The 21,041-nt window shown below is 52.4% G+C and carries 21 protein-coding genes; 8 read left to right on the top strand and 13 right to left on the bottom strand.

Annotation, left to right across the window (positions count from 1 at the left end; all coding sequences use genetic code 11):
• Window positions 1-2: 2 nt before the first annotated feature.
• On the top strand, window positions 3-1,313 hold the full coding sequence (gene glyA, locus GP475_RS04275; protein ID WP_187975403.1) for a serine hydroxymethyltransferase: 1,311 nt from the start codon (window positions 3-5) through the stop codon (window positions 1,311-1,313).
• A 13-nt stretch (window positions 1,314-1,326) separates the two neighbouring features.
• Window positions 1,327-2,568, top strand: coding sequence for an alpha-amylase family glycosyl hydrolase (locus GP475_RS04280; protein WP_187975404.1), 1,242 nt, complete (start codon window positions 1,327-1,329; stop codon window positions 2,566-2,568).
• Here the strand turns inward: GP475_RS04280 and GP475_RS04285 are convergent.
• The gene (locus GP475_RS04285; protein ID WP_223144687.1) at window positions 2,556-2,888 is read right to left on the bottom strand and encodes a DUF5997 family protein; all 333 of its coding nucleotides are present in this window, start codon (window positions 2,886-2,888) and stop codon (window positions 2,556-2,558) included. The genes GP475_RS04280 and GP475_RS04285 overlap by 13 nt on opposite strands.
• Window positions 2,889-2,951: 63 nt before the next feature.
• Between GP475_RS04285 and GP475_RS04290 the strand changes: the two genes are divergently transcribed.
• The 3 genes from GP475_RS04290 to GP475_RS04300 all read left to right on the top strand — a co-directional run bounded on the left by GP475_RS04290 (window position 2,952) and on the right by GP475_RS04300 (window position 5,008).
• The gene (locus GP475_RS04290) at window positions 2,952-3,659 is read left to right on the top strand and encodes a LysR family transcriptional regulator substrate-binding protein (protein ID WP_187975406.1); all 708 of its coding nucleotides are present in this window, start codon (window positions 2,952-2,954) and stop codon (window positions 3,657-3,659) included.
• A gap of 159 nt (window positions 3,660-3,818) precedes the next feature.
• Entirely contained in the window at window positions 3,819-4,424 is a 606-nt protein-coding gene (locus GP475_RS04295) for an LGFP repeat-containing protein (RefSeq protein ID WP_187975407.1), read from the top strand.
• A 50-nt stretch (window positions 4,425-4,474) separates the two neighbouring features.
• On the top strand, window positions 4,475-5,008 hold the full coding sequence (locus GP475_RS04300; RefSeq protein WP_187975408.1) for a GNAT family N-acetyltransferase: 534 nt from the start codon (window positions 4,475-4,477) through the stop codon (window positions 5,006-5,008).
• A gap of 177 nt (window positions 5,009-5,185) precedes the next feature.
• Here the strand turns inward: GP475_RS04300 and GP475_RS04305 are convergent, their stop codons facing one another.
• From GP475_RS04305 to glpX, 8 genes are all read right to left on the bottom strand, one after another.
• Complete coding sequence (locus GP475_RS04305; RefSeq protein ID WP_187975409.1) at window positions 5,186-6,826, bottom strand: MDR family MFS transporter; 1,641 nt, start codon at window positions 6,824-6,826, stop codon at window positions 5,186-5,188.
• Window positions 6,807-7,472 (bottom strand): TetR/AcrR family transcriptional regulator, encoded by a 666-nt coding sequence (locus tag GP475_RS04310; RefSeq protein WP_187975410.1) that lies wholly within the window; start codon window positions 7,470-7,472, stop codon window positions 6,807-6,809. Before GP475_RS04310 ends, GP475_RS04305 begins: the two co-directional genes overlap by 20 nt.
• Before the next feature lie 86 nt (window positions 7,473-7,558).
• The gene (locus tag GP475_RS04315) at window positions 7,559-8,458 is read right to left on the bottom strand and encodes a 5-oxoprolinase subunit C family protein (protein ID WP_187975411.1); all 900 of its coding nucleotides are present in this window, start codon (window positions 8,456-8,458) and stop codon (window positions 7,559-7,561) included.
• Window positions 8,455-9,108: a 5-oxoprolinase subunit B family protein gene (locus GP475_RS04320; RefSeq protein ID WP_187975412.1), complete on the bottom strand. Its 654-nt coding sequence runs from the start codon at window positions 9,106-9,108 to the stop codon at window positions 8,455-8,457. The genes GP475_RS04315 and GP475_RS04320 overlap by 4 nt, the downstream gene beginning before the upstream one ends.
• Window positions 9,098-9,877, bottom strand: a complete 780-nt coding sequence (locus GP475_RS04325) for a LamB/YcsF family protein (protein WP_187975413.1) — start codon at window positions 9,875-9,877, stop codon at window positions 9,098-9,100. The genes GP475_RS04320 and GP475_RS04325 overlap by 11 nt, the downstream gene beginning before the upstream one ends.
• A 31-nt stretch (window positions 9,878-9,908) precedes the next feature.
• A complete protein-coding gene (locus tag GP475_RS04330) occupies window positions 9,909-11,132 on the bottom strand; it encodes an NRAMP family divalent metal transporter (protein ID WP_223144679.1) in 1,224 nt (407 codons plus the stop codon).
• 114 nt (window positions 11,133-11,246) lie between these two features.
• Window positions 11,247-12,647: a class II fumarate hydratase gene (locus GP475_RS04335; RefSeq protein ID WP_187975414.1), complete on the bottom strand. Its 1,401-nt coding sequence runs from the start codon at window positions 12,645-12,647 to the stop codon at window positions 11,247-11,249.
• 100 nt (window positions 12,648-12,747) lie between these two features.
• Window positions 12,748-13,761, bottom strand: a complete 1,014-nt coding sequence (gene glpX, locus GP475_RS04340) for a class II fructose-bisphosphatase (protein ID WP_187975415.1) — start codon at window positions 13,759-13,761, stop codon at window positions 12,748-12,750.
• A gap of 170 nt (window positions 13,762-13,931) precedes the next feature.
• Here glpX and GP475_RS04345 point away from each other — a divergent pair, with 170 nt between their 5' ends.
• A complete protein-coding gene (locus GP475_RS04345) occupies window positions 13,932-14,504 on the top strand; it encodes a DUF4245 domain-containing protein (RefSeq protein ID WP_262485234.1) in 573 nt (190 codons plus the stop codon).
• 58 nt (window positions 14,505-14,562) lie between these two features.
• Here GP475_RS04345 and GP475_RS04350 read toward each other — a convergent pair whose 3' ends face one another.
• Both GP475_RS04350 and xseA read right to left on the bottom strand, forming a co-directional pair.
• Window positions 14,563-14,841 carry an exodeoxyribonuclease VII small subunit gene (locus GP475_RS04350; protein ID WP_187975416.1) on the bottom strand — a complete coding sequence of 93 codons (279 nt, stop codon included), beginning with the start codon at window positions 14,839-14,841 and terminating at the stop codon, window positions 14,563-14,565.
• A 43-nt stretch (window positions 14,842-14,884) separates the two neighbouring features.
• Window positions 14,885-16,126 carry an exodeoxyribonuclease VII large subunit gene (xseA, locus tag GP475_RS04355; RefSeq protein WP_187975417.1) on the bottom strand — a complete coding sequence of 414 codons (1,242 nt, stop codon included), beginning with the start codon at window positions 16,124-16,126 and terminating at the stop codon, window positions 14,885-14,887.
• A gap of 145 nt (window positions 16,127-16,271) precedes the next feature.
• Here xseA and GP475_RS04360 point away from each other — a divergent pair, with 145 nt between their 5' ends.
• Window positions 16,272-17,240: a 4-hydroxy-3-methylbut-2-enyl diphosphate reductase gene (locus GP475_RS04360; RefSeq protein ID WP_262485235.1), complete on the top strand. Its 969-nt coding sequence runs from the start codon at window positions 16,272-16,274 to the stop codon at window positions 17,238-17,240.
• On the opposite strand, the gene GP475_RS04365 is transcribed toward GP475_RS04360, so the two are convergent.
• Window positions 17,237-18,223: a DUF6542 domain-containing protein gene (locus GP475_RS04365; protein ID WP_187975419.1), complete on the bottom strand. Its 987-nt coding sequence runs from the start codon at window positions 18,221-18,223 to the stop codon at window positions 17,237-17,239. The two genes, GP475_RS04360 and GP475_RS04365, sit on opposite strands and share 4 nt — an antisense overlap.
• A gap of 68 nt (window positions 18,224-18,291) precedes the next feature.
• Window positions 18,292-19,821 (bottom strand): AI-2E family transporter, encoded by a 1,530-nt coding sequence (locus tag GP475_RS04370; RefSeq protein WP_187975420.1) that lies wholly within the window; start codon window positions 19,819-19,821, stop codon window positions 18,292-18,294.
• 72 nt (window positions 19,822-19,893) lie between these two features.
• Between GP475_RS04370 and ychF the strand changes: the two genes are divergently transcribed.
• Complete coding sequence (gene ychF / locus GP475_RS04375; RefSeq protein ID WP_187975421.1) at window positions 19,894-20,979, top strand: redox-regulated ATPase YchF; 1,086 nt, start codon at window positions 19,894-19,896, stop codon at window positions 20,977-20,979.
• Window positions 20,980-21,041: the final 62 nt, after the last annotated feature.

The raw sequence follows: 21,041 nt of genomic DNA on the forward strand, positions 1-21,041 counted from the left end.
GAATGCCGGAGCAGTCCACCAGCACGGATGTAAGAAATCAACCCTTAGTCCAGTTAGACCCCGAGGTGGCGCAGGCCATCGATGGGGAATTGGCACGTCAACGAGATACCTTGGAAATGATCGCCTCGGAGAATTTCGTGCCGCGTGCTGTCCTCCAAGCCCAGGGTTCTGTGCTGACCAATAAATATGCCGAAGGGTACCCAGGCCGCCGCTATTACGGGGGCTGCGAAAACGTCGATATCATCGAAGACTTGGCTCGGGATCGGGCAAAAGAGCTTTTTGGTGCGGAATTCGCGAATGTTCAACCCCATTCCGGAGCCCAAGCCAACGCCGCCGTCCTCCACGCTCTCGCAAACGCCGGTGACAAGATCATGGGCCTGTCCTTAGACCATGGTGGACACCTCACCCACGGAATGAAGCTCAATTTCTCCGGGAAGCTCTACCAGGTAGTGGCATACGGGGTAGATGAAACCACGATGCGCCTGGATATGGACCAGGTTCGGGAACAAGCACTCAAAGAACGCCCGACCGTCCTTATTGCTGGGTGGTCAGCCTACCCGCGGCATCTGGATTTTGAAGCGTTTCGCTCCATTGCCGATGAGGTCGGTGCCAAATTATGGGTTGACATGGCGCACTTCGCTGGCTTAGTAGCCGCAGATTTGCACCCAAGCCCTATCCCCCATGCTGATGTAGTGTCCACGACGGTTCACAAGACCTTAGGTGGGCCGAGGTCCGGGATGATCCTGGCGCGGCAAGAATACGCCAAGAAACTTAATTCAGCGGTATTCCCTGGGCAGCAAGGCGGGCCGTTGATGCACGCAATTGCGGCTAAAGCAGTAGCCCTTAAGATTGCAGCTACCGATGATTTTAAGGATCGTCAAGCTCGGACTCTCGAAGGTGCACGAATACTGGCAGATCGCCTCACTCATACCGATGTTGCAGACACCGGAATTAGCGTTTTGACCGGGGGAACGGATGTTCACTTGGTGATGGTGGATCTACGAAATTCCGCCTTAGACGGACAGCAAGGTGAAGACCTCCTTCACGAGGTGGGGATAACTGTTAACCGCAACACGGTGCCATTTGATCCTCGTCCACCGATGGTGGGATCTGGACTGCGGATTGGTACCCCGGCTCTTGCTACCCGTGGTTTTGATGCAGCTGCCTTTAGCGAAGTGGCTGACATCATTGCCAGTGCTCTCGTGGGCGGAGCACAAGGCTCAGCTGATGTGACAGCACTGCGTCAGCGAGTGTCGGCATTGGCTGAACAGTATCCGCTTTATGAGGGACTCGAACAGTGGCCGCTTCACTGATTAAAGTGGGGGCGTGAGCTTTCTTCAACATTCCATCATTTGGCAGGTATATCCCCTCAGCGCTGATCTTCGGCAACTGAAGGCCGCTGCGGACAATCAGCCCACTGGTTCTTCACAGCCAGAGCGCTCAGGTGAAAATTCAAGCCAGGCTTTAACTCTGGCACGCTTAGAGCACTGGCTGGATTACCTGGTCAACCTGGGGTGTGACACTCTGCTTTTAGGGCCCATCTTTGACTCCGTGTCTCATGGTTATGACACGACGGATCACTATCGTATTGACCCGCGCCTTGGCACCGATCACGACATTGATTCTTTAATATCTCAATGCCACCGACGAGGTGTCCGGTTGATACTCGATGGTGTTTTTAACCATGTTGCTGCCTCTCACCCCATGGTCAACTACGATGGCCCCATTAAGCGTGATGACTCGGGAAACCCGGTGGGTTGGGAGGGCCACGATGAGTTGGTGGAATTAAATCACCAAGATCCACGCACTGAAGATTTCGTTGCTGAGATCATGGAATATTGGCTACAACGAGGTATCGACGGTTGGCGCCTCGATGTAGCCTATGCAGTGCCGCGAGAATTTTGGGCCGCAGTAGTAGATCGGGTGCGCCAACAGTATCCGCACGCGGTTTTTCTTGGGGAAATGATCCACGGGGACTACATCGAGCTTATTCACCAAGGGCATTTGGATTCGGCTACTCAGTATGAACTCTGGAAGGCAATATGGAGTTCAATTAAAGACCGCAATTTCTGGGAACTTGCTCACGCCCTGGAACGGCATCATGATTTTAGTCAACAAGCTATTCTCAATATTTTCGTTGGTAACCATGATGTCGATCGGATAGCCAGCATCGTCGGCGACGGCGGTGCTGCTCTAGCAGCCAGCATTCTCTTTTCTTTGCCCGGTTGCCCAAGTATCTACTACGGGGATGAACAAGCCTTCCGAGGACTTAAGGGGGAGGGTTTTGGGGCTGATGACCCTATCCGCCCGGCGTTGCCGGATTACCCAGAGCACTTAGCCCAGGAGGGCCAATGGCTATGGCAAGTTTATCATGATCTCATTGCGCTCCGACGGCGGCATTCTTGGTTGAGCACCGCATCTGTGGAGGTGAAAGATAAAGACAATGAGTCTATTTCCTACCGCCTCTCAGCTCCGGAAGGATTTTTAGATGTCCACATTGATATTCGGGATAAATTCCGGGCGGATTGGGAATTCAATGATGGGGAAGAACTCCATTATTCCTGGTGAGATTCTGGATCACGCTGTTGCGCCAGGGAGGTTCGGGCTTGACGTAACCACTCTGGTTGATCAGCAAGGAGAGCTTTGATTTCCTCAGTGGTCAGGGGTTGATCCATACCATTACGTTTCAACGCGCTCACCGTGATTCCTAATTTTCGGGCCACTTCTGGGCGCGGATGGGGACCGTGGAGCCTTAAATCTTTCAGCCACTGCGGAGGATTAGTATGTAATTCTCGAAACTCAGCATGGGTAATAGCGGAGTTTTGAAACTCTTCCGGTGTAGCAGGCAAATAAACCCCCAGTTTCTTGGCAGCAGTCTGAGGTTTCATCGCTGAGCCTGAAGGTTGGCGTCGTAATTCTTCACTCACCCTAGTCACGGTAGCATGCAAAACATGCTGTCCCTAGCTTTCGTCACCGGTACTCAGCCGGATAAATGGGTCCGACGCTATCGTGATCGGACCAGTCATGGTCCATTGAGTTATCACAGTGACGATGACCCCCTCGTACTGTTGACACAGCGAAAGGTCGACGCGGTGTTGTGTCGTCTCCCTGATTCTAGGATTAACCAGGACGAGTGTTTCGTCGTCGAGCTTTATGAAGAGCAACCCGGGGTAGCCGTCCCGAAGGATAGTGTTTTCGGGGAAGCAGCAGTGGCTGTCACAGATCACGATATTGCAGATGAGATCTGCCATTATCAGCCGGTTTCTGGACAACCAGTTGATATCGGGGCAATCCGTACGGGTCTCCAGATAGTCGCTGCGAATGTGGGGGTTGTCCTTGGTCCTCGTCCAGTACTGCAACTATTGTCGGGGAAAAAGATTGTGGACCTGGAATTCTGCGCTCCGTCGTGGCCAGCGACTCGAGTGGCTTTGGTGTGGTGGAAAGACAGAGACGCCCCCGATATCCAGGATTTAGTGGGCATTATGAAAGGTAGGCGTCCTAGTAGTAGTCGCCAGGAGGGGGCAAGCGGGAGAAAACCGAAAAAGAGTGCTCGTGAGAAAACGTTGGATAAGCAGCGTCGGCGTCAACGACGAGAGGGGTATCGGACGTCCAGCATGCAGAAAGGAAAAGGACGAAAGGGTAAGCGCGGCCGAAGATAACTCTGAAAGAAGTTATGGACTATGCCTTTGACCTGCGGGATAAGGGATGATCACTGCATGTTAACAGTTTGCTAACGGCCGGCCTCAAAATTGGCATAAAGCGGAATTAATAAGAATAATAACAAGCAGGATTTACTCCAGACACAAGAAAGGTTAACAATGCACATCTCTCGTCGTATTCTTGCTGGAACTGCAGCCCTTGCTTTGAGTGCTGGCCTGGTAGCTTGCTCCGCTCAGGAAGCAAAGGATAATGCTGCCTCGGCAACTTCTGCAGCCGGAGATGCCGCAGCCTCCGCTACCTCTGCTGCTGGAAATGCTGCTGGCTCTGCTACCTCTGCTGCCGGAGAGGCAGGAGCATCCGCCAGCTCTGCCGCAAAGGGCGCTGGAGATCTTCAACTGACCTCCGTGCCTTCTGCACAAGGTGACGTAGAAATTCCGTCCGCTGTGGCTACTGCTGCTGAAGAACACCAGCTAGGTGAGGCAATTTCCGTGACCAAGGGGTCTAAGGACTGGCAGTACATTGTAGAGTATTCTGACACCCGCTACATTGTCAATACCGAGGACAATGGTGGTGTCCTGGTCCAAGGTAAAATCGCTGAAACCTGGCTCCACAAGGGTGGCTATGATTCCGAGCTAGGACAGCCTGTGTCCCCGGAAAAGACCATCGATAAGGGCTGGACTCAGGAATTCACCAAGGGCAAGATTGATTGGGTGAGCGACACCGGCAAGCTCGCTGACTACCACGACATCATCGAGACCAAGTAATTTTTCTCTCCGGTTGCATTCTGGTGGGGTAATGATGAACAATCTGTCCCATGCCAGAATCGACATTCAGGATCCGTCCGCTTCGTCGCGAAGACTACCCGCATGTCCAAGCCATTTATGAACGTGGTTTGGACACCGGGCACGCAACCTTTGAGCGTCGAGCTCTCACCTGGGAACAATTTAGTAATTCAAAAATCATGGAAACCGTGTTTGTGGCGGTGGAAGCTGATGATGACGACCAGGTTTTAGGGTGGGTATCGGCTGCACCGATCTCCTCGCGCTCTGTGTTTCACGGAGTAGTAGAAGACTCCATCTATATTCATCCTGACGCTCGTGGACGAGGCATAGCTGGAGCGTTACTTGATAAATTGATTGAGGTTTGTCAGGAACTAGATAAATGGGCCATTCATTCCTGGATTTTCCCGGAGAATGAGGGGTCCGCCAATCTTCATAAATCTCGTGGTTTTGAGAAAGTAGCGACGTACAGTCATATCGCCAAAATGCCTTATGGGGAATTAGCGGGGCAGTGGCGTGACACCGATGTTTATGAAAAATTACTTCCCAAGCCTGATATCGAAGTATAGAAGGCAACTAGCTAGGTGATCTTACTTCCACGGATATAGGGTATAAGGCACCGTTATCCTCAAAAGGTCCGGAGCAGTAGCGCTCCGGACCTTTCGTGTGAGTCGTTTATTTTCGATTCACCCCGTCACTTTGTGATAACTCCGAAGGGGTAGGGGAATTTCTTATCCCCGTAACCATTAACTGACTGGGCTTACTGTTTCTTCTTCTTTCGCAAGTTCACGGTCGGTGTCCTGGGTAATGGTTTCTAGGCGATCACTCAATTTCTTCTCGCGGATGAAGATAAGAACAATAGCTGAGGCGAAAGCTAGCGGACAAAGTAGCAAGAATACTGGGGTGAGGGAATCGTTATAGGATAGCTGAATAGCGTCCGCAATTGCTTGTGGCATGGTGTGTAGAGCCGTGGGAGTGAGCCGAGAAAATCCCGTATCAGGATTGAAGTTTTGAGCAAATGCTGCGCCTTGCTGCCCACTATGCGCGATAGCGATGGGAAGATTATTTTGCAGTTGTTCAGTGAGCCTGCCGGTAAATAACCCGCCTACTAGCGCTGATCCTAAGCAACCACCCACTTGCCGGAAGAAATTATTTGTTCCGGTAGCAGTCCCGACCATAGCTAGCGGGAAAGAATTTTGGACAATCAGAACCAAAACCTGCATGGTACAACCCAGACCAAATCCGAAGACGAAGAAGTAGATTCCTACGACTAGGAGCGGAGTATCGGGATGCATGGTGCTCATCAGAATTAAGCCTGTGCCGGTAATTACCATGCCGATGATGGGGTAGAAGCGGTAGCGACCAGTTCGGGAAATCAGGTTTCCTACCACGATGGAGGTACCCATTAACCCCAGCATCATCGGAATCATCATGAGACCAGCTTTGGTGGGCGTCATCCCATGAACCATCTGTAGGTAGGTGGGCATATAGGCCAAGGTGCCGAACATGAATACCCCGACGGCCAACCCTGCTAATAAGGTCAGGTTGAAATTGCGGGTCTTAAACAAAATGAGCGGAATAAGGGGGTTGGAAACCTTACTTTCAATCACGATGAAAATGACCGCAAAGATAAGAGTGGCGATGATCAGGGAAATAATAAGCGGGGATGACCACTCATATTCATTGCCACCCCAGGTGACAAAAAGAACTAAACACGAGGTGGCGATAGCCATAGTTAAGGTTCCAAGCCAGTCGATCGTGAGATTCTTAGGACGCGAGGGTAATCGAAGGAAACGCACGATAGCCAGAACCGCTATGAAACCAAGAGGAATATTGAGCCATAGTCCCCAGCGCCAACCTGGGCCGTCGGTGAACCAACCGCCTAATACCGGTCCGAGTACGGAAGAGACACCAAATACTGAGCCCATAATGCCCATGTACTTGCCCCGTTCGCGAGCGGTAGTGACATCGGCGGTAATGGCCTGAGAAAGAATCATCAGCGAACCACCGGCAACTCCTTGCATGGTTCGGGCGGTGATAAGCATCATCATATTTTGGGACAAGCCACCTAAGAGTGATCCCGCCATAAAAAGCAGGATAGCGCCGATGAAAAGCCATTTCCGGCCGAGCTGATCGCCTAACTTTCCTAACAGTGGCATGGCGATGGTCTGTCCCAGCAAGAAAGCTGTAATCACCCAGGACATGTGATTAGCACCGCCAAGATCGCCGACGATGGTCGGTAGAGCGGCGGCGAAAATAGTTTGCCCTAAGGAGCTCATCAACATGGTGAGCATCAACGCGCCGATGATGAGATAGAGACTGCGTTGATCCCGTTCCACCGTGGATGAATTTATGTCCTTAGGAGACTCAGAAACTTTGGTAGTCATCGGGAAAGTCCTTGAAAATGGTCTTTAATTCAGAAAGAGCAGCGAGACAACAGTTTTCCAAGGCAGTATCACTGCCATCATTTTGCTCTAGCCAGATGTAATGCCCCAGTTGAATGGTGCCTAGAGTAATGGAAACTAAAGTAATGGCTTCATGTTTCGGGCTGGCTTCAAGTTTCTGCCGCCCCGGATAGAGCTGAAGATATTCGGTCACCAACTCTGTAAGAGCTTGAGAAACGACATGCATCCCAGCCTGTTGTTGAAAAGCTAAATTGGGATCTTGTTGGCGGATATGACGCCGCCGTCGCAAAATAGTTGCTCTTTGTTCCGGGGCGACAAATCTTACGGTTACTGCCAATTCAAAGGTAAGCCTGACTAAAGAACCCAAAATATTGGAGTGCTCAGCAGAAAGAAACTCCGCTTTTTCCTCTTCACTAGGAACTCGCGGTGGCGCCCCCAAAACGGCGGTTTCCTTCGAATCCACGTAGTTAAAGAAGGTCCTTTTTGAGATCCCCACGGCAGAACAAATATCTTCCACCGTAATGTTGTTGACACCATGCTTTTCGGCAAGTGCCGTCGCCTGATCTTCAATGGCAGCCCGAGTGGCCTGTCGCTTGGATTCACGCAAGGAAGGTTCACATTCGGCCATGAACATAAACTTAGTGCAATTTTGCACTAAGTGCAAAGATGCACACGGTGAAATTCGCCCCTCGGTAAACTTCTATGTGAAATCTCTCACGAGGTGCGAACAAATTGCACCACGTCACCGGGACATAATTGTCCGCTGCGATCGCACGCTCGTGATGTCAGCACTGCAATGACCGGATATCCCCCCGTGACCGGATAGTCTGGGCCAAAAACTACCGGTTGGCCATTTGGAGGTATTTGGATGCTTCCTCTGACCATGCCTTCGCTCATCATTTCTGAGGTGCGACGTCGTCTTAAGGGATTTTCACCATGTAGCCGCAATCCCACCCGGTTGGATTCCGAGCTCACGGTATAAGCCTGGGAGTAGAACAAAGTAAGTGCTTCAGGGCTAAACCACTCTTCTCGCGGTCCAGGAATGACTTTAAGTTTCTCGGTGGGAACCCTTCTCCACAGGACCGGGAGTGTGCGTAAGGCTGGCCACCAGGCTTCCTCTGCTATCGCGGTACCACGATGAAGAATATCGCCTGGTTGGAGCGGAGGTGGCCCTATCTGTGACAAGGTGTCAAAAGAACAACTGGACAGTTGAGGTTGAACCTCAAACCCGCCACGGATTCCCAGATAAGCGCGCATCCCATAGCTGGAATGATCAAGAAATATTCGATCTCCCGTCGCCACATCCATAATTGTGTTAGTAGCGGTGTCAATAACGCTTCCGTGGCTACGTTGGATGGCAACAGAGGCATCGGTGCCGGTAATTACCAGGCTTGTAGGAGACAGAGCCTCTAGCTCACAACCTCCGGAAAGAATCTCAATTACAGGTGCTGAAGGGTGATTACCTAAGGCATGGTTAGCCCGTGCTGCGGACAGACGATCAAAACTTCCGGAAGAACTGACTCCTAAACTGGCTAGACCTGGTCTACCGAGATCTTGGTAGAGCATCTGGGGGCCGGTGTGATGAATGCGGAAAACTGCGGAGGGAGAAGTCATGACCGCTCCTGTGGGTAGAAGTGAACACAATCTCCGGCGGTGAAACGCGCTGGAGACGGCTGGGTGATATCCCACATGGTGGTGGAAGTATGTCCGATAATTTGCCAGCCACCGGGTGAATCGCCAGGATAAATAGCGGAAAATTCAGCGGCTAGTCCTACTGATCCGCCGGGGATGAGGGTTCGGGGTGTGTTGCGCCGAGGAATATCGCCTAGACCCGGGCCCTGGGCGAGAGTGAGGTAGAAAAAACCAGGAGAAAACCCTCCGAAAGCTACTCTCCATAGAGAGGTGGTGTGACGGGTAACTACGTCGGTTTCTGAGCAGCCTAGTAGCTGGGCAACCGCGGTGAGATCTGGGCCGGAATAGTCAACTGGGATGCGGTGGGTATAGGGCGCCTGGGTTGAGGTAGATGTAGGGGAAGGGATTCCGATGGCTTGAACTAGAACACTAGCTTGTGATGGGGACAGGATAGCTGGGTCAAGGTGGATAAGAAGGGTGCAGGCTGCGGGGACGAGGTCAATAATGCCTGGGTGGGCGTCGGATTTTAAAGCAGAATGTAGTGCTAACACGGCGTCCACGATGCTGGGATGTCCACAAGGATCGCTGACATCGACTATCACAGCGCGGTCTCCGCAAGGGCTAATGCGCATGGGCTACCTCTATTCCATGGTGCTGAAAAAGCTGGTGAATTTGCCGAACGACGGCTAAGGCCGCCTCGTTATCGCCATGGACACAAATTGAGTCTGCATCAATAGAGACGGGTGTTCCTGCTGAGCTGAGAACCGGTTGTCCGAGGGCTAACTGCAATGCTTGATCAGCGGCTAACTCAGGATCGTGGTGAACAGCATCAGGGTATTTTCTGGATTTAAGGGTGCCATCGGGGGTGTAGACGCGATCAGCGAAGGCCTCCCGAATGACGTGAAGGCCAGCCTCGAGGGCTTGGTCTACGACTGGGGTGCCCGAAAGAACCATCAACGCCAAGCTGGGGTTCGTAGCCTGAATACCCTCGATGACGGCAGCAGCGTGATCTTCATCATGTGCCATGCGATTATATAAGGCACCATGGGGTTTGACATAGGTGACTTCAGCGCCGATGGAATGAGCGGCAGCTGTTATGGCCCCTATTTGATAAATTGTTTCCGCTCTTAGATCTTGAGGATCATAATCAATAAAACGACGCCCAAAACCTGGAAGATCTCGATACCCAATGTGAGCGCCAATCCTGACTCCATGGCGGTGAGCTGAGCTGCACGTGGCGATCATGACTACAGGGTCACCGGCATGGAAACCACAAGCAATGTTTGCACTACTAATAAGGGGCATTATTTGGTTATCATCGGCAATAGACCAACGCCCAAAACCCTCGCCTACGTCGCTATTGAGGTCAATTGTTTGTGAAGCTGGATTGACATCGTTCACGCTAAAATCCTTATTACCTGTCACCTGGGTTTTATTTGAGAAGAGCAAAAACACCGTCAAAGGAGCGCCAGGCCAAAAACCAACAGACTATAACGGCAGCAATTCCTAGAATAATCAGCCAGCGGGGATAGCGATACCCTTGAAGAATATCTTTGGAGCGAAATGCTGCGATATACAGAATAAGAGTAAATCCGATGAGAAGAACGAGCCCATTAAATGCGCCCGCAAAGACTAAAAGTTTTGCCGGAGCTTGGCCCATAACTAAAAAGAACATGCCGGAAAGCAGAATGAAAATGATGGTGACGTAGTTCTGCCTCGTTGCGTATTCCGGGCGGTGTGGGATAAGGAAACTAGCTGAGGTGTAGGAGCACCCAATGACCGAGCTAAGGGCAGCGCAGAAAAGAACGACGCCGAATATTCTTAAGCCGATTGTGCCGGCAGCAACTTCGAAAGCCTTGCCAGCTGGGTTTGATGCGTCGCTCAAATTCACTCCACCGGCAACTACCCCTAAGACAGCGAGGAATAGCACGGCACGCATGACGCCAGTGATGATGATGCCGCTCACTGAGGAACGGGATACTGTGGTGGCATGTTCCGGGCCAGTTTGTCCAGATTCCAGCATCCGGTGAGCGCCCGCGTAGGTAATGTAGCCGCCTACTGTGCCACCCACCAAGGTGGTGATGACGATGAGATCAATGGTGTCTGGATAAAAGGTGTTTCGGAGAGCTTCAGTCACTGGAGGGTGGGAGCGAACAGCGATGAACACGGTTAAGAGAATCATCAGTGCTCCTAGGAGAACTACGAGCTTATCTAGTGCTGCTCCGAGCCGTTTAATAAGGAAGCCAGCGATTGCGATGAGCGCGGTTATTAGGCCTCCCACTTTAGGGTCGAGTCCGAAAACGGCGTTGAGGCCTAGTCCGCCACCGGCGATATTCCCGATATTAAAGACCACGCTGCCGATGCCGATGAGGATGGAGAGTAACCATCCAAGGCCTGGAATCACCGAGTTTCCTAGTTCTTGGGCTCGTTGTCCTGAGATCCCAATGACTCGCCAGACATTCAGTTGCACGGCGATATCTATCAGGATGGAGCAAAGGATTGCGAAAGCGAACGCTGCTCCGAGCTTGTTGGTGAAGGTGGCTGTTTGGGTGAGAAAGCCAGGGCCAATGGCGCTGGTGGACATGAGGAAGATGGCGCCGAGGAGGGTGGAACGGCTAGTTGCTGAGGCTGCCGCTGCTTTGAGCTGTGGTGACATGCCTCACGATATTACCGGCAGATGAGGTTGCTGAAAGAAAAATGAGAGGAAACATGAAAAAGTCCCGCTCAGGGCCTTCAGGAAGGAGGCTGAGCGGGGGAAGAAAGGGGGGATTTAGTCTCGATCAGTGTTAGCCATGGCCAACACGTCAAGACGCTTGTCTAGCTCTTCTTCGGTGAGCTTGTCACCATCAACGAAACCAAGGTCAATAACCGTTTGTCGGATGGTTTTGCCTTCTTTCAAAGCGGTCTTGGCAACCTTGGCGGCGTTTTCATAGCCAATAGCGGAGTTAAGCGGGGTAACGATCGATGGCGAAGACTCGGCAAGGGTCTTCATTCGCTCAACATTTGGCTGAATGCCATCGACTAACTTAGTGGCAAAGACGCGCGCGGTATTGGCGAGAAGCACAGCCGATTCCAAGACGTTTCGGGCCATCATAGGAATGAAGACGTTGAGCTCAAAAGCGCCTTGAGCACCACCGAAAGCCACAGCTGCATCGTTACCGATAACCTGCGCCGCTACCTGGGTAGCGGTTTCACACAGCACCGGATTGACTTTGCCCGGCATGATAGAGGAACCCGGTTGGAGATCCGGAAGGTGGATTTCTCCTAACCCAGTTAGCGGGCCCGAACCCATCCAGCGAATATCATTGGCGATCTTATTCAAGGAGACGGCAATGGTGCGCATAGCTCCGGAAAATTCCACCAAGCCGTCTCTGTTGGCCTGGGCTTCAAAGTGATTGCGAGCCTCGCGCAATTCCTCCACGCCGGTGAGTTCACGTAGTGCTGCGGTAACTTTCTCGCCGAAGTCTGCGTCAGTATTCAGACCAGTACCAACGGCCGTACCACCAATGGGAAGTTCACCAAGCCGGGGGAGGGTAGCTTCAACTCTTTCAATGCCGGCTTCAATTTGCCGCGCATATCCAGCAAATTCCTGGCCCAGGGTCACGGGTACAGCGTCCATGAGGTGAGTGCGGCCGGACTTGACTACTTCTTTCCACTCTTCAGCCTTCTTAGCCAAAGACTCCTGGAGAACCTTCAACCCGGGGATAAGCTCCTTGACCGCTGCTTCAGTAGCGGCAACGTGAGTGGCGGTGGGGAACGTGTCATTAGAGGACTGCCCCATATTGACGTGATCATTCGGGTGAACGTCGACACCGTTGGCTTTGGCGATGGAAGCAATAACCTCGTTGGTGTTCATATTTGAGGACGTGCCCGACCCGGTTTGGAAGACGTCGATAGGGAACTCGCCGAAGTGCTTACCGTCAGCGATTTCCTTCGCTGCCGCAATAATGGCATCGGCTTGCTCCGGAGCAAGTAAACCTTTGTCCTTATTGACTTGGGCACACGCCGCCTTGAGCAGACCCATTGCGCGGATCTGATTAGGCTCTAGCGGACGCCCTGAAATGGGGAAGTTCTCTACCGCCCGCTGGGTTTGAGCCCGCCACAGCGCTTGTGCTGGGACTTTGACCTCACCCATGGTGTCATGTTCAATGCGGTATTCCTGGTCAGTCATCTAGGTCATCACCTTCAGAAGTTTCGGTTGTTAATCCAAGTCAAGTATGGCGGAAAACGCCCAGAGACGTTGCGGTTTCTTAGGCGTTTTTATTGTTTCTCTAGCGTCGTGCACCCTGCGTGTAATCCACGACCGAGTATTCCTGCAGCTTACTCAGCATGTGGCGGGACTCAATGAAACGAACCGTCCCAGAGCGGGACCTCATCACTAGAGACCGTGTCGTAGCTCCATTGGCGCGATAGCTAACTCCACGCAGCATGTCACCATTGGTCACCCCAGTGGCAGCAAAATAGCAATTATTGGACGCCACTAGATCATTAGTGGTAAGCACTCGCCCTAAATCATGCCCGGCTGCCCGAGCGCGCTCAGCTTCCTCATCATCCTTAGGCGCTAGAACACCTTGAATCTCGCCCTCCATGCACTTCATAGCGCACGCAGTGATAATGCCCTCCGGGGTGCCACCAACGCCCATCATGATGTCCACCGAATTAGTGTCCTGGGCGGCAGCAACGGCACCAGCCACATCGCCGTCGGAAATCAGGCGGACTTTCGCTCCGGCTTGCCGGATCTGGTTAATCAAATCTAGATGCCGTGGCCGGTCAAGGACCACAACAGTGACGTCAGAGGCATCAATTCCCTTAGCCTTCGCAACCACATTGATGTTGTGTTCCACGGGGGCTTCGATGTCGATTTTCCCAGCTGCTTCCGGGCCAACAGCGATCTTACGCATATAAAAAACCTCTTTAGGGTCATACATGCTTCCTGCCTCCGCTGCGGCAATCACCGCAATGGCATTGGGGCGACCCTCAGCCATCAAGGTGGTGCCATCAACCGGGTCCACCGCAATATCGACCTTCGGCCCATCACCGGTACCAACTTGTTCACCATTGAACAGCATGGGGGCTTCATCTTTTTCCCCCTCACCGATGATGACAGTGCCATCCATATTGACCGAATTAATAAGCTGCCGCATCGCATCAACCGCGGCACCATCTCCGGATTCCTTTTGACCGCGACCGACCCAGCGCCCAGAGGCTAGTGCTGCTGCCTCGGTGACGCGGACTAACTCCATAGCCAAGTTACGGTCGAGGCTTTCGCGGTGGTCTGTACTCATCTGTATTCCAGCCTCCTGGTATGCAAGAAATTCTGAGGGCGGTGGTGGGTTTTCCGCCACCACTCCCATTGTTCCAGTTAGTCCCGAAAGAAGGTGTTGTTTTTACACCCGAATGAGGGCAGTTTGGGGTAGATCGTGATGTGACGGGGGCACATGACATACTTGCTAACGTGGCTGAAAAACCGAGTATTTTTCAAGACGGCAGAGATATGGTGTTATCTCTTGCCGCAGTGGGTGTGGTGATGGTGGCTTCGGTAGCGTTTACCGGGCTGTGCTCTTTTAACCCGGACACTCCAGAACAAGGGCCAGTGCAGGCGGTTGATGATAAGACCACGCTGGAGCTGGAGTCTCGTTCTCTGAATTTCCCGATTCGGTATGTAGCTCCGCCTGACGGGTGGATTCCTAATAGTGTGCGACGAAGCAGCATCGCCGGGTTCCCCGCCCCTGTGGTGGGTTGGGTAACGGCACAGCAAGGCTATATCCAGCTAACTCAAACCGGAGTAGACCTACCTACCGCTACTGAAAGGTTCGACGGTAATCTGCGTGAGCCTGAAGCGTCGCGCACAATTGGTGGACGGGAAGTAAGGATCCTTCGAGCCAAGGACGATGATATTGATGACTTGTGGGCCGTGGACTTAGGGGATGTCCGCTTGCTGTTCAGTGGTAGAGCATCCGATGATGAATTTCGGCAGATCATCACCCAAGCCTTCGCTAGTGCGCCTTTCCCCGCAACGGTAGGTTAGGTTCCAGATCCAGGGCCCAAGCTTTCGCATCTGGATTTAGTGCTATTGTTCTCAGGCCTTACTGTGGTTCGTCATCCGGCGATGAGTGATTTTCAGATCTTTGCGCTAACGCCTCTTCGATCCGCCGAGATGCCCCAGCTAGGAGTTCTTCACAGCGATGAGCTAATTCTTCACCCCGTTCCCAATAATGAAGAGATTCATCTAAGCTCATCTGTCCCAACTCTAAAATCCGAACAGTTTCAATAAGTTCATCTCTGGCTTGTTCATAAGTAAGTTCACCGGCAGGAGGAAAAGCCTTGTCTCCGGCCTGACCTGTTCCAAACGCATCAGCAGTCATCAGTATCTCCTAGGATTACAATGTGTTTTCTCGGGATCCGTATCTAATCTGCAGGGTGAACCCCCATGCTAGCGGCCGTGATAGATCCATCACTTACCCGTATCCTGAGCTGGCTACCTGGAGGGCTTTGAGAAATTGAGGTCACCACTTCGTTATCTCCACCATTCCGAGGCCGAACTTGCACAACGGCATAACCACGGGCCAAGGTAGCCCCTGGTCCAAGAGTGGTGATCTGCGCCCTGAGTCCAGTTACGCGAGACTGCTCTTTGTCGATGAGGTGGATTATGTCTCGGCGCGCTTGGTTGGATGCCTGGATGATTTCGTCCCGACGGGCTCGTAGCGGGCTCAAGGGGTCAGCTAGTACCGGCCGAGATCGTGTTTGAGCTAACCCGGCCCGCTCTCGGTCAACCCACCCCCGCAAGGCAGCAGCTGTTCGCTTCCTGGCTTCACGGATGTTGGCGCGTTCTTGAAGGACATCGGGAACAATTCGTTTAGCCGCGTCGGTGGGAGTTGCTGCACGAATATCAGCAATGTCATCTAGTACTGGGTTATCAGGTTCGTGTCCAATCGCAGAAACTACGGGAGTACGTGTTTGAGCTACTGCTCGGAGGAGGGCTTCCTCGGAGAAGGGGAGGAGATCTTCTACTGAACCGCCGCCACGGGCGATGATAATGACATCGACGTCCGCAATTGCGTCGAGCTGCTTGAGGGCATCAATAATCTGAGGTACAGCTTCTACCCCCTGAACTGCGGTATTCACGATCTCAAAATGAACGTCTGGCCAGCGCTCTTTGCTCACCGCTAAGACATCTCTTTCCGCAGCGGAACCGCGTCCAGTAATGAGTCCGATTTTTCTTGGCAAGAAAGGAGGACGCTTCTTTCGTGCTGGATCGCTCAGCCCCTCGGCAGATAACTTACGGCGCAGCATATCTATTCGGGCTAATAATTCTCCCAAACCCACCGGCCGAATATGAGTTACCCATAAGGAATAAGAGCCACGGCCGACATAGAAGGCAGGTTTTCCGTACACCACCACTCGGTCTCCGTCGCGAAACGGGCGCGGAGCTTGAGTAATCAGTGCCGTTGGGCAGGTGATAGCCACACTGGCTTCAACTTCGGTATCGCGTAGGGTTAAGTAACTCATCCTCCAGGAGGGATTGGTCTTTACCTGCGTGAGTTGCCCCTCCACCCAAATATGGCCCAAGCGTTCAATCCAACCCTTGACCTTGGTATTGACCTCGTTGACTGACCAAGCACTGTCCGGCGTATTAACGCTAGTGACCATAAGCGCTCCCTCTCAAACTGGGTGTCTTGGTACCTGATGCACGGTGGTGGCTTTCTTCACGACACAACACGTTTATTAGTCTAAATGTCTCTGTGGACATCCCCGCGGTTGGTTCTTTAGAACCTGGATGGTTAGGGTTGGGGGCATGGATAGTCCCGCGAAGAAAATTCTTTTAGCAGCCCCGCGTGGGTATTGTGCTGGGGTAGATCGGGCAGTAGAAACAGTTGAACGTGCCCTAGAAAAGTATGGCGCTCCCATTTATGTCCGGAAGCAAATTGTCCACAATCGCTACGTCGTGGAAACCTTAGAAAGCCGCGGCGTGATTTTTGTTGACGACACTGATGAAGTCCCAGAGAATGCCCACCTTGTGTTTTCTGCTCACGGAGTCAGTCCAGCGGTGCGGGAAGATGCGAAAACTCTAAATCTCACGACTTTAGATGCGACGTGTCCGTTAGTCACGAAAGTCCATAATGAGGTCCGGAGATTCGCAAAACAGGGCTATCATATTTTGCTCATCGGGCATGATGGCCATGAGGAAGTTGAAGGAACCTCTGGTGAAGCTCCGGCCGTCACATACCTGGTTGATGGCCTGGACGGAGCGGACAACGTTCCCGAGGATTTTGCGGATAAAAAGCTTGTCTGGTTGTCTCAAACCACCCTCTCCGTTGATGAGACCATCGAGATTGTGGCTAGACTCAAGCAACGGTTTCCTCATTTAATTGATCCGCCGAGCGAGGATATTTGCTACGCCACCCAGAACCGACAAATGGCGGTCAAAGCTATTGCCGAGAAGTGCGACCTGGTGATTGTGGTCGGATCACAGAATTCTTCAAATTCCCGCCGGTTAGTGGAAGTGGCTTTGAACGCTGGAGCCGGAGCTGCGTACCTGGTTGACTACGCCCATCAGATTGATGATGCCTGGTTGTCAGGGGTGAACACTATTGGACTCAGCAGTGGTGCTTCGGTTCCAGAAATCCTGGTGAAGCAGGTAATTGAGCATTTGGCTCAGCGAGGATTTGCTGATGTTGAGGAAGTCACCACCACTCAGGAGACTATTACTTTTGCCTTGCCGCGGGATCTACGCCCGGCACGAAACGTGCAGACAAATAGTTAGCGGCGCAGATCACGGTCGCGATCGTCGCGTCTGATGTTTGACTCCCAGTGATCGCGATTGTCACGGGGATAATAGCGGCGATCTCGGCGCTCCCGGAACCCGTGATACTCAGATCCATAGCCTAGATAACGATCCCGGTTATTATCAGCCGAAGTAGGAGAATTCCGGCGCTCTTCTGGTCTGCGGTATCGCCGTTGCGAGCGCTCTGTTGATTCCGCGCCAGGTTTGCGTCGGGTGTAAATATCTTCGCTAGCGCTGCCAGGGGTACGTGGCCGAGAAGAGCGACGAACCAGCTCATCCACGGTGATTTGGCGAGAACGGGTTCGACGATTATCTGATCGACGAAGATGCGGCTGGGACTCCTGGTGGCGCTGGATTTTTCGATTAGGTGATTCTTCTCGAGCACTGGTCCGCTGTCGAGCAAGACGAACTGTTTCTTGATTACGGCGTTCTGCTTCCGCTGTGCGCTGTCTAGAGATTCGAGCTTTCTGCTCGCGATGTCGGTTATTCTTCTGCAAGAGCTTGAGCCGAACCACGGCTACGATCACCGCGATAAGGGTGATCAGAATAAGGGGCACGAAGAACTGCATCAACGGGAAAATGATGGTAATCAGCGTTGTTCGGCTCATTTTCAGCCAGTGGCCCGATAACTGAGAGGTAACAAGCCACGCTGCGACAGGGGTGAAGAACCCAAAGATAATTGGAGCGCTAACGACTGTGAGGTACAGACCTCGCGGGATGATGAGGAGAGACACCACGATGGTACTCAGCCCAAAACACACCAAGTAGGCTGTGCCCATTTCGCCGCTTACCAGGCTAAAGAGAAGACCAGTAATGAGTGCCGCGAAAATGATAGTGGGACCAGCCCATAGGGGGAGCCCGGTCCAGGTGGCACCAGAAGAACGTGCAGGTGATGACCCGCCGGATCGGTTGGGGCGAGAGCCTGCGCGTTGACGAGGTGGGTTCTGCTGGACATGTGACACGATTGACGATTCTAATGAACAAACCGAAAGTAAGCCGTTAAGCACCTCGGCAAGTCTTAAGCAAAGCTTTATTCTTTAGCGTCACCAGAATTATCGGGATCAGAAGAAGGTGGTTGCTTGTGGTGGAATTTATTGAGCCGGTTTCCTTGGGAATCCAAGATCTTGCCGAGGCTTTCCGTCGCTTCGGCAATGCGCGCAACCAAGGAGCTGGTGTGTTCCGCAGTGGAGTGTTCTTCCACAGGAGCAGCATCAGCCTCAGCGCTACTACTATGCGACGGCAAACTAATGGTGGATTCTCGAAACTCTTGTCGCATTCTTCGGCCTGCCTCCTCCGCATATAACCCAGTCCAGGCACCAGCATTAGTGGCGAAACTTACCTCTGAGGCTTTCTTTTCACCGGATCGAATAGCGGCCATGTCCTGGAGGAAGCGGAATCCCACGGCGATCATGGCGGCTGCAGGGACCGCTAAGAATGCGCCGACTATGCCAAAAAGGGCACCGCCTACTGTTACGGAAATCAAGACGATGACGGGGTGGAGATCCATGGCGCGGGATTGCAGGATCGGAGACAATACGTTGCCCTCTAATTGCTGGATCAACAAAATCAGTCCGAGTGTGATCAGTGCCTTGGTGAGACCTAAGGAGATGAGCGCGATGACAACTGATAATGCGCCTGCAGAAATAGCGCCGATATAGGGGATAAAACCAGCAGCGAAAGTAAGGACCGCCAAAGGTAGAGCTAGCGGAACACCAATCAGAGATAGACCAAGGCCAATGAAGATGGCGTCTACGAAAGACACAGCCGCTTGGGCACGAATAAAACCGCCGAGAGTGGACCACGCACGAGTTAGTACTTCAGTGAGATGCCAGCCTATTTTGCGGCCGGTTGCGCGTCGGACCCAGGGCAAGAAACGGTGACCATCTTTAAGGAAGAAGAAGGTGAGCACCAAAACCACAAATAGTGTCACCACAATGGAAGTCATGGTGGATAGGCCGGTGAAAATACCATTGGCAATATTGAACGATTGTCGCTGTAACCAACTCACCGCTTGGTTAACGGCTTCTCCTAAATCATCAGTATCCAAATTGAACGGAGGCGATTGGAGCCACAACTGGAGGCGCTGAACTCCCTCAAAAGCCTGGAAATAAAGGGTTTGAGATTCCCGGGCAACTTGGGGGAATACCAACCAAAACAAGACACCAGCAGAAGCGAAAGTGCTCAGGATAGTAATAGCTGCGGCGAGGGCGCCAGGAACTCCTTTATTTCGCATCCAGTTAGTAGGGGGTGCCAGGACGGTGCAGACGAGGAGCGCCAGGATGAGGGGGAGGATTCCTTTCCAGGTTTGACTCAAAACAAACCAGGAAGCAAAGACAAAAACTCCGATTATTAGAAGCCGAAGACACCACTGGGCAAGATCTTTGATACCGGAGCCGTAGATCACCGAGCGGTCAATATAATCACTCGATTGGCTCGGAAACTCCCGGTGAAGCTCACTAAAATCCACGTCATCTGGGAGATTGCCTCGACGAGAGCGCGCGTCAGAAGAATCCGGAGTAAGCGATTGGTCTTGTGGTTGTGGTGAATCCTGGTCAGTCACACCATCAATATTGCCCGATTTCAGGGTATCGCCGTGGAGTGGGGCTTCTTAGCGTTGCTAGGATAGGGCGCCGTGAGCCTTACTCTTGGAATCGTCGGACTGCCCAACGTTGGAAAATCTACGCTTTTTAATGCGCTGACTCGAAACGACGTATTGGCGGCTAATTACCCCTTTGCCACCATTGAACCCAACGTGGGGTTAGTTGAACTGCCCGACGCCCGGTTGCAGCGATTAGCAGAAATATTCCACTCGGAGCGGATCCTGCCGGCGACGGTTTCCTTTGTTGACATCGCCGGAATAGTGAAAGGTGCGTCAGAAGGCGAAGGGATGGGAAACGCCTTTCTAGCGAATATCCGCGAAGCCGACGCTATTTGCCAGGTAGTTCGTGCCTTTTCTGACGACAATGTCATTCACGTGGATGGCCGCGTAGATCCAGCAAGTGACATTGACGTCATTGAAACTGAGTTGATTTTGGCGGATCTGCAGACCATCGAAAAGGCGCTGCCGAGGTTAGAAAAGGATGCGCGGAAGAATAAAGATCTTGCTGACGTGGTGGCTGCTACGAAACAAGCGCAGGCCATTTTAGAAGACGGCCGGACTCTGTATAGCGCGGCAAAAAAGGGTGACATAGAAGTGGCGCTGCTTCGGGAGCTTCATCTGATGACCGCTAAACCATTTCTTTATGTCTTTAATTCCGATGAAGGGGTGCTCACGGATGAAGCAAAGAAACAAGAGCTTCGTGAATTAGTAGCCCCGGCGGACTGCGTATTTTTAGATGCCCGGACCGAAGCGGAATTACTGGAACTCGATGAAGAGGAAGCCCGCGAACTTCTTGAATCAGTAGGGCAGGAAGAACCGGGGCTGCATTCTCTAGCTAAGGCTGGCTTTGCCACCTTAGGTTTGCAGACGTATCTGACTGCTGGGCCTAAGGAATCTCGAGCGTGGACTATTCACCAAGGGGATACCGCTCCCAAAGCAGCCGGGGTGATTCACACAGATTTTGAACGAGGCTTTATTAAGGCGGAAATCGTCTCCTTTGAGGATTTAGATAAGGCTGGGTCTATGGCTGAGGCGCGAGCTGAGGGGAAAGTTCGTCAAGAGGGCAAGGACTATGTCATGCAGGATGGGGATGTTGTGGAGTTTAAGTTCAACGTGTAGTACCGCTTAAAACAGCGGTTACCGCGCTTTCTAGATTCACTCCTAGGAGTTCCGCAAAAAGT

It is taken from the genome of Corynebacterium poyangense, assembly GCF_014522205.1.
GTDB lineage: Bacteria > Actinomycetota > Actinomycetes > Mycobacteriales > Mycobacteriaceae > Corynebacterium > Corynebacterium poyangense.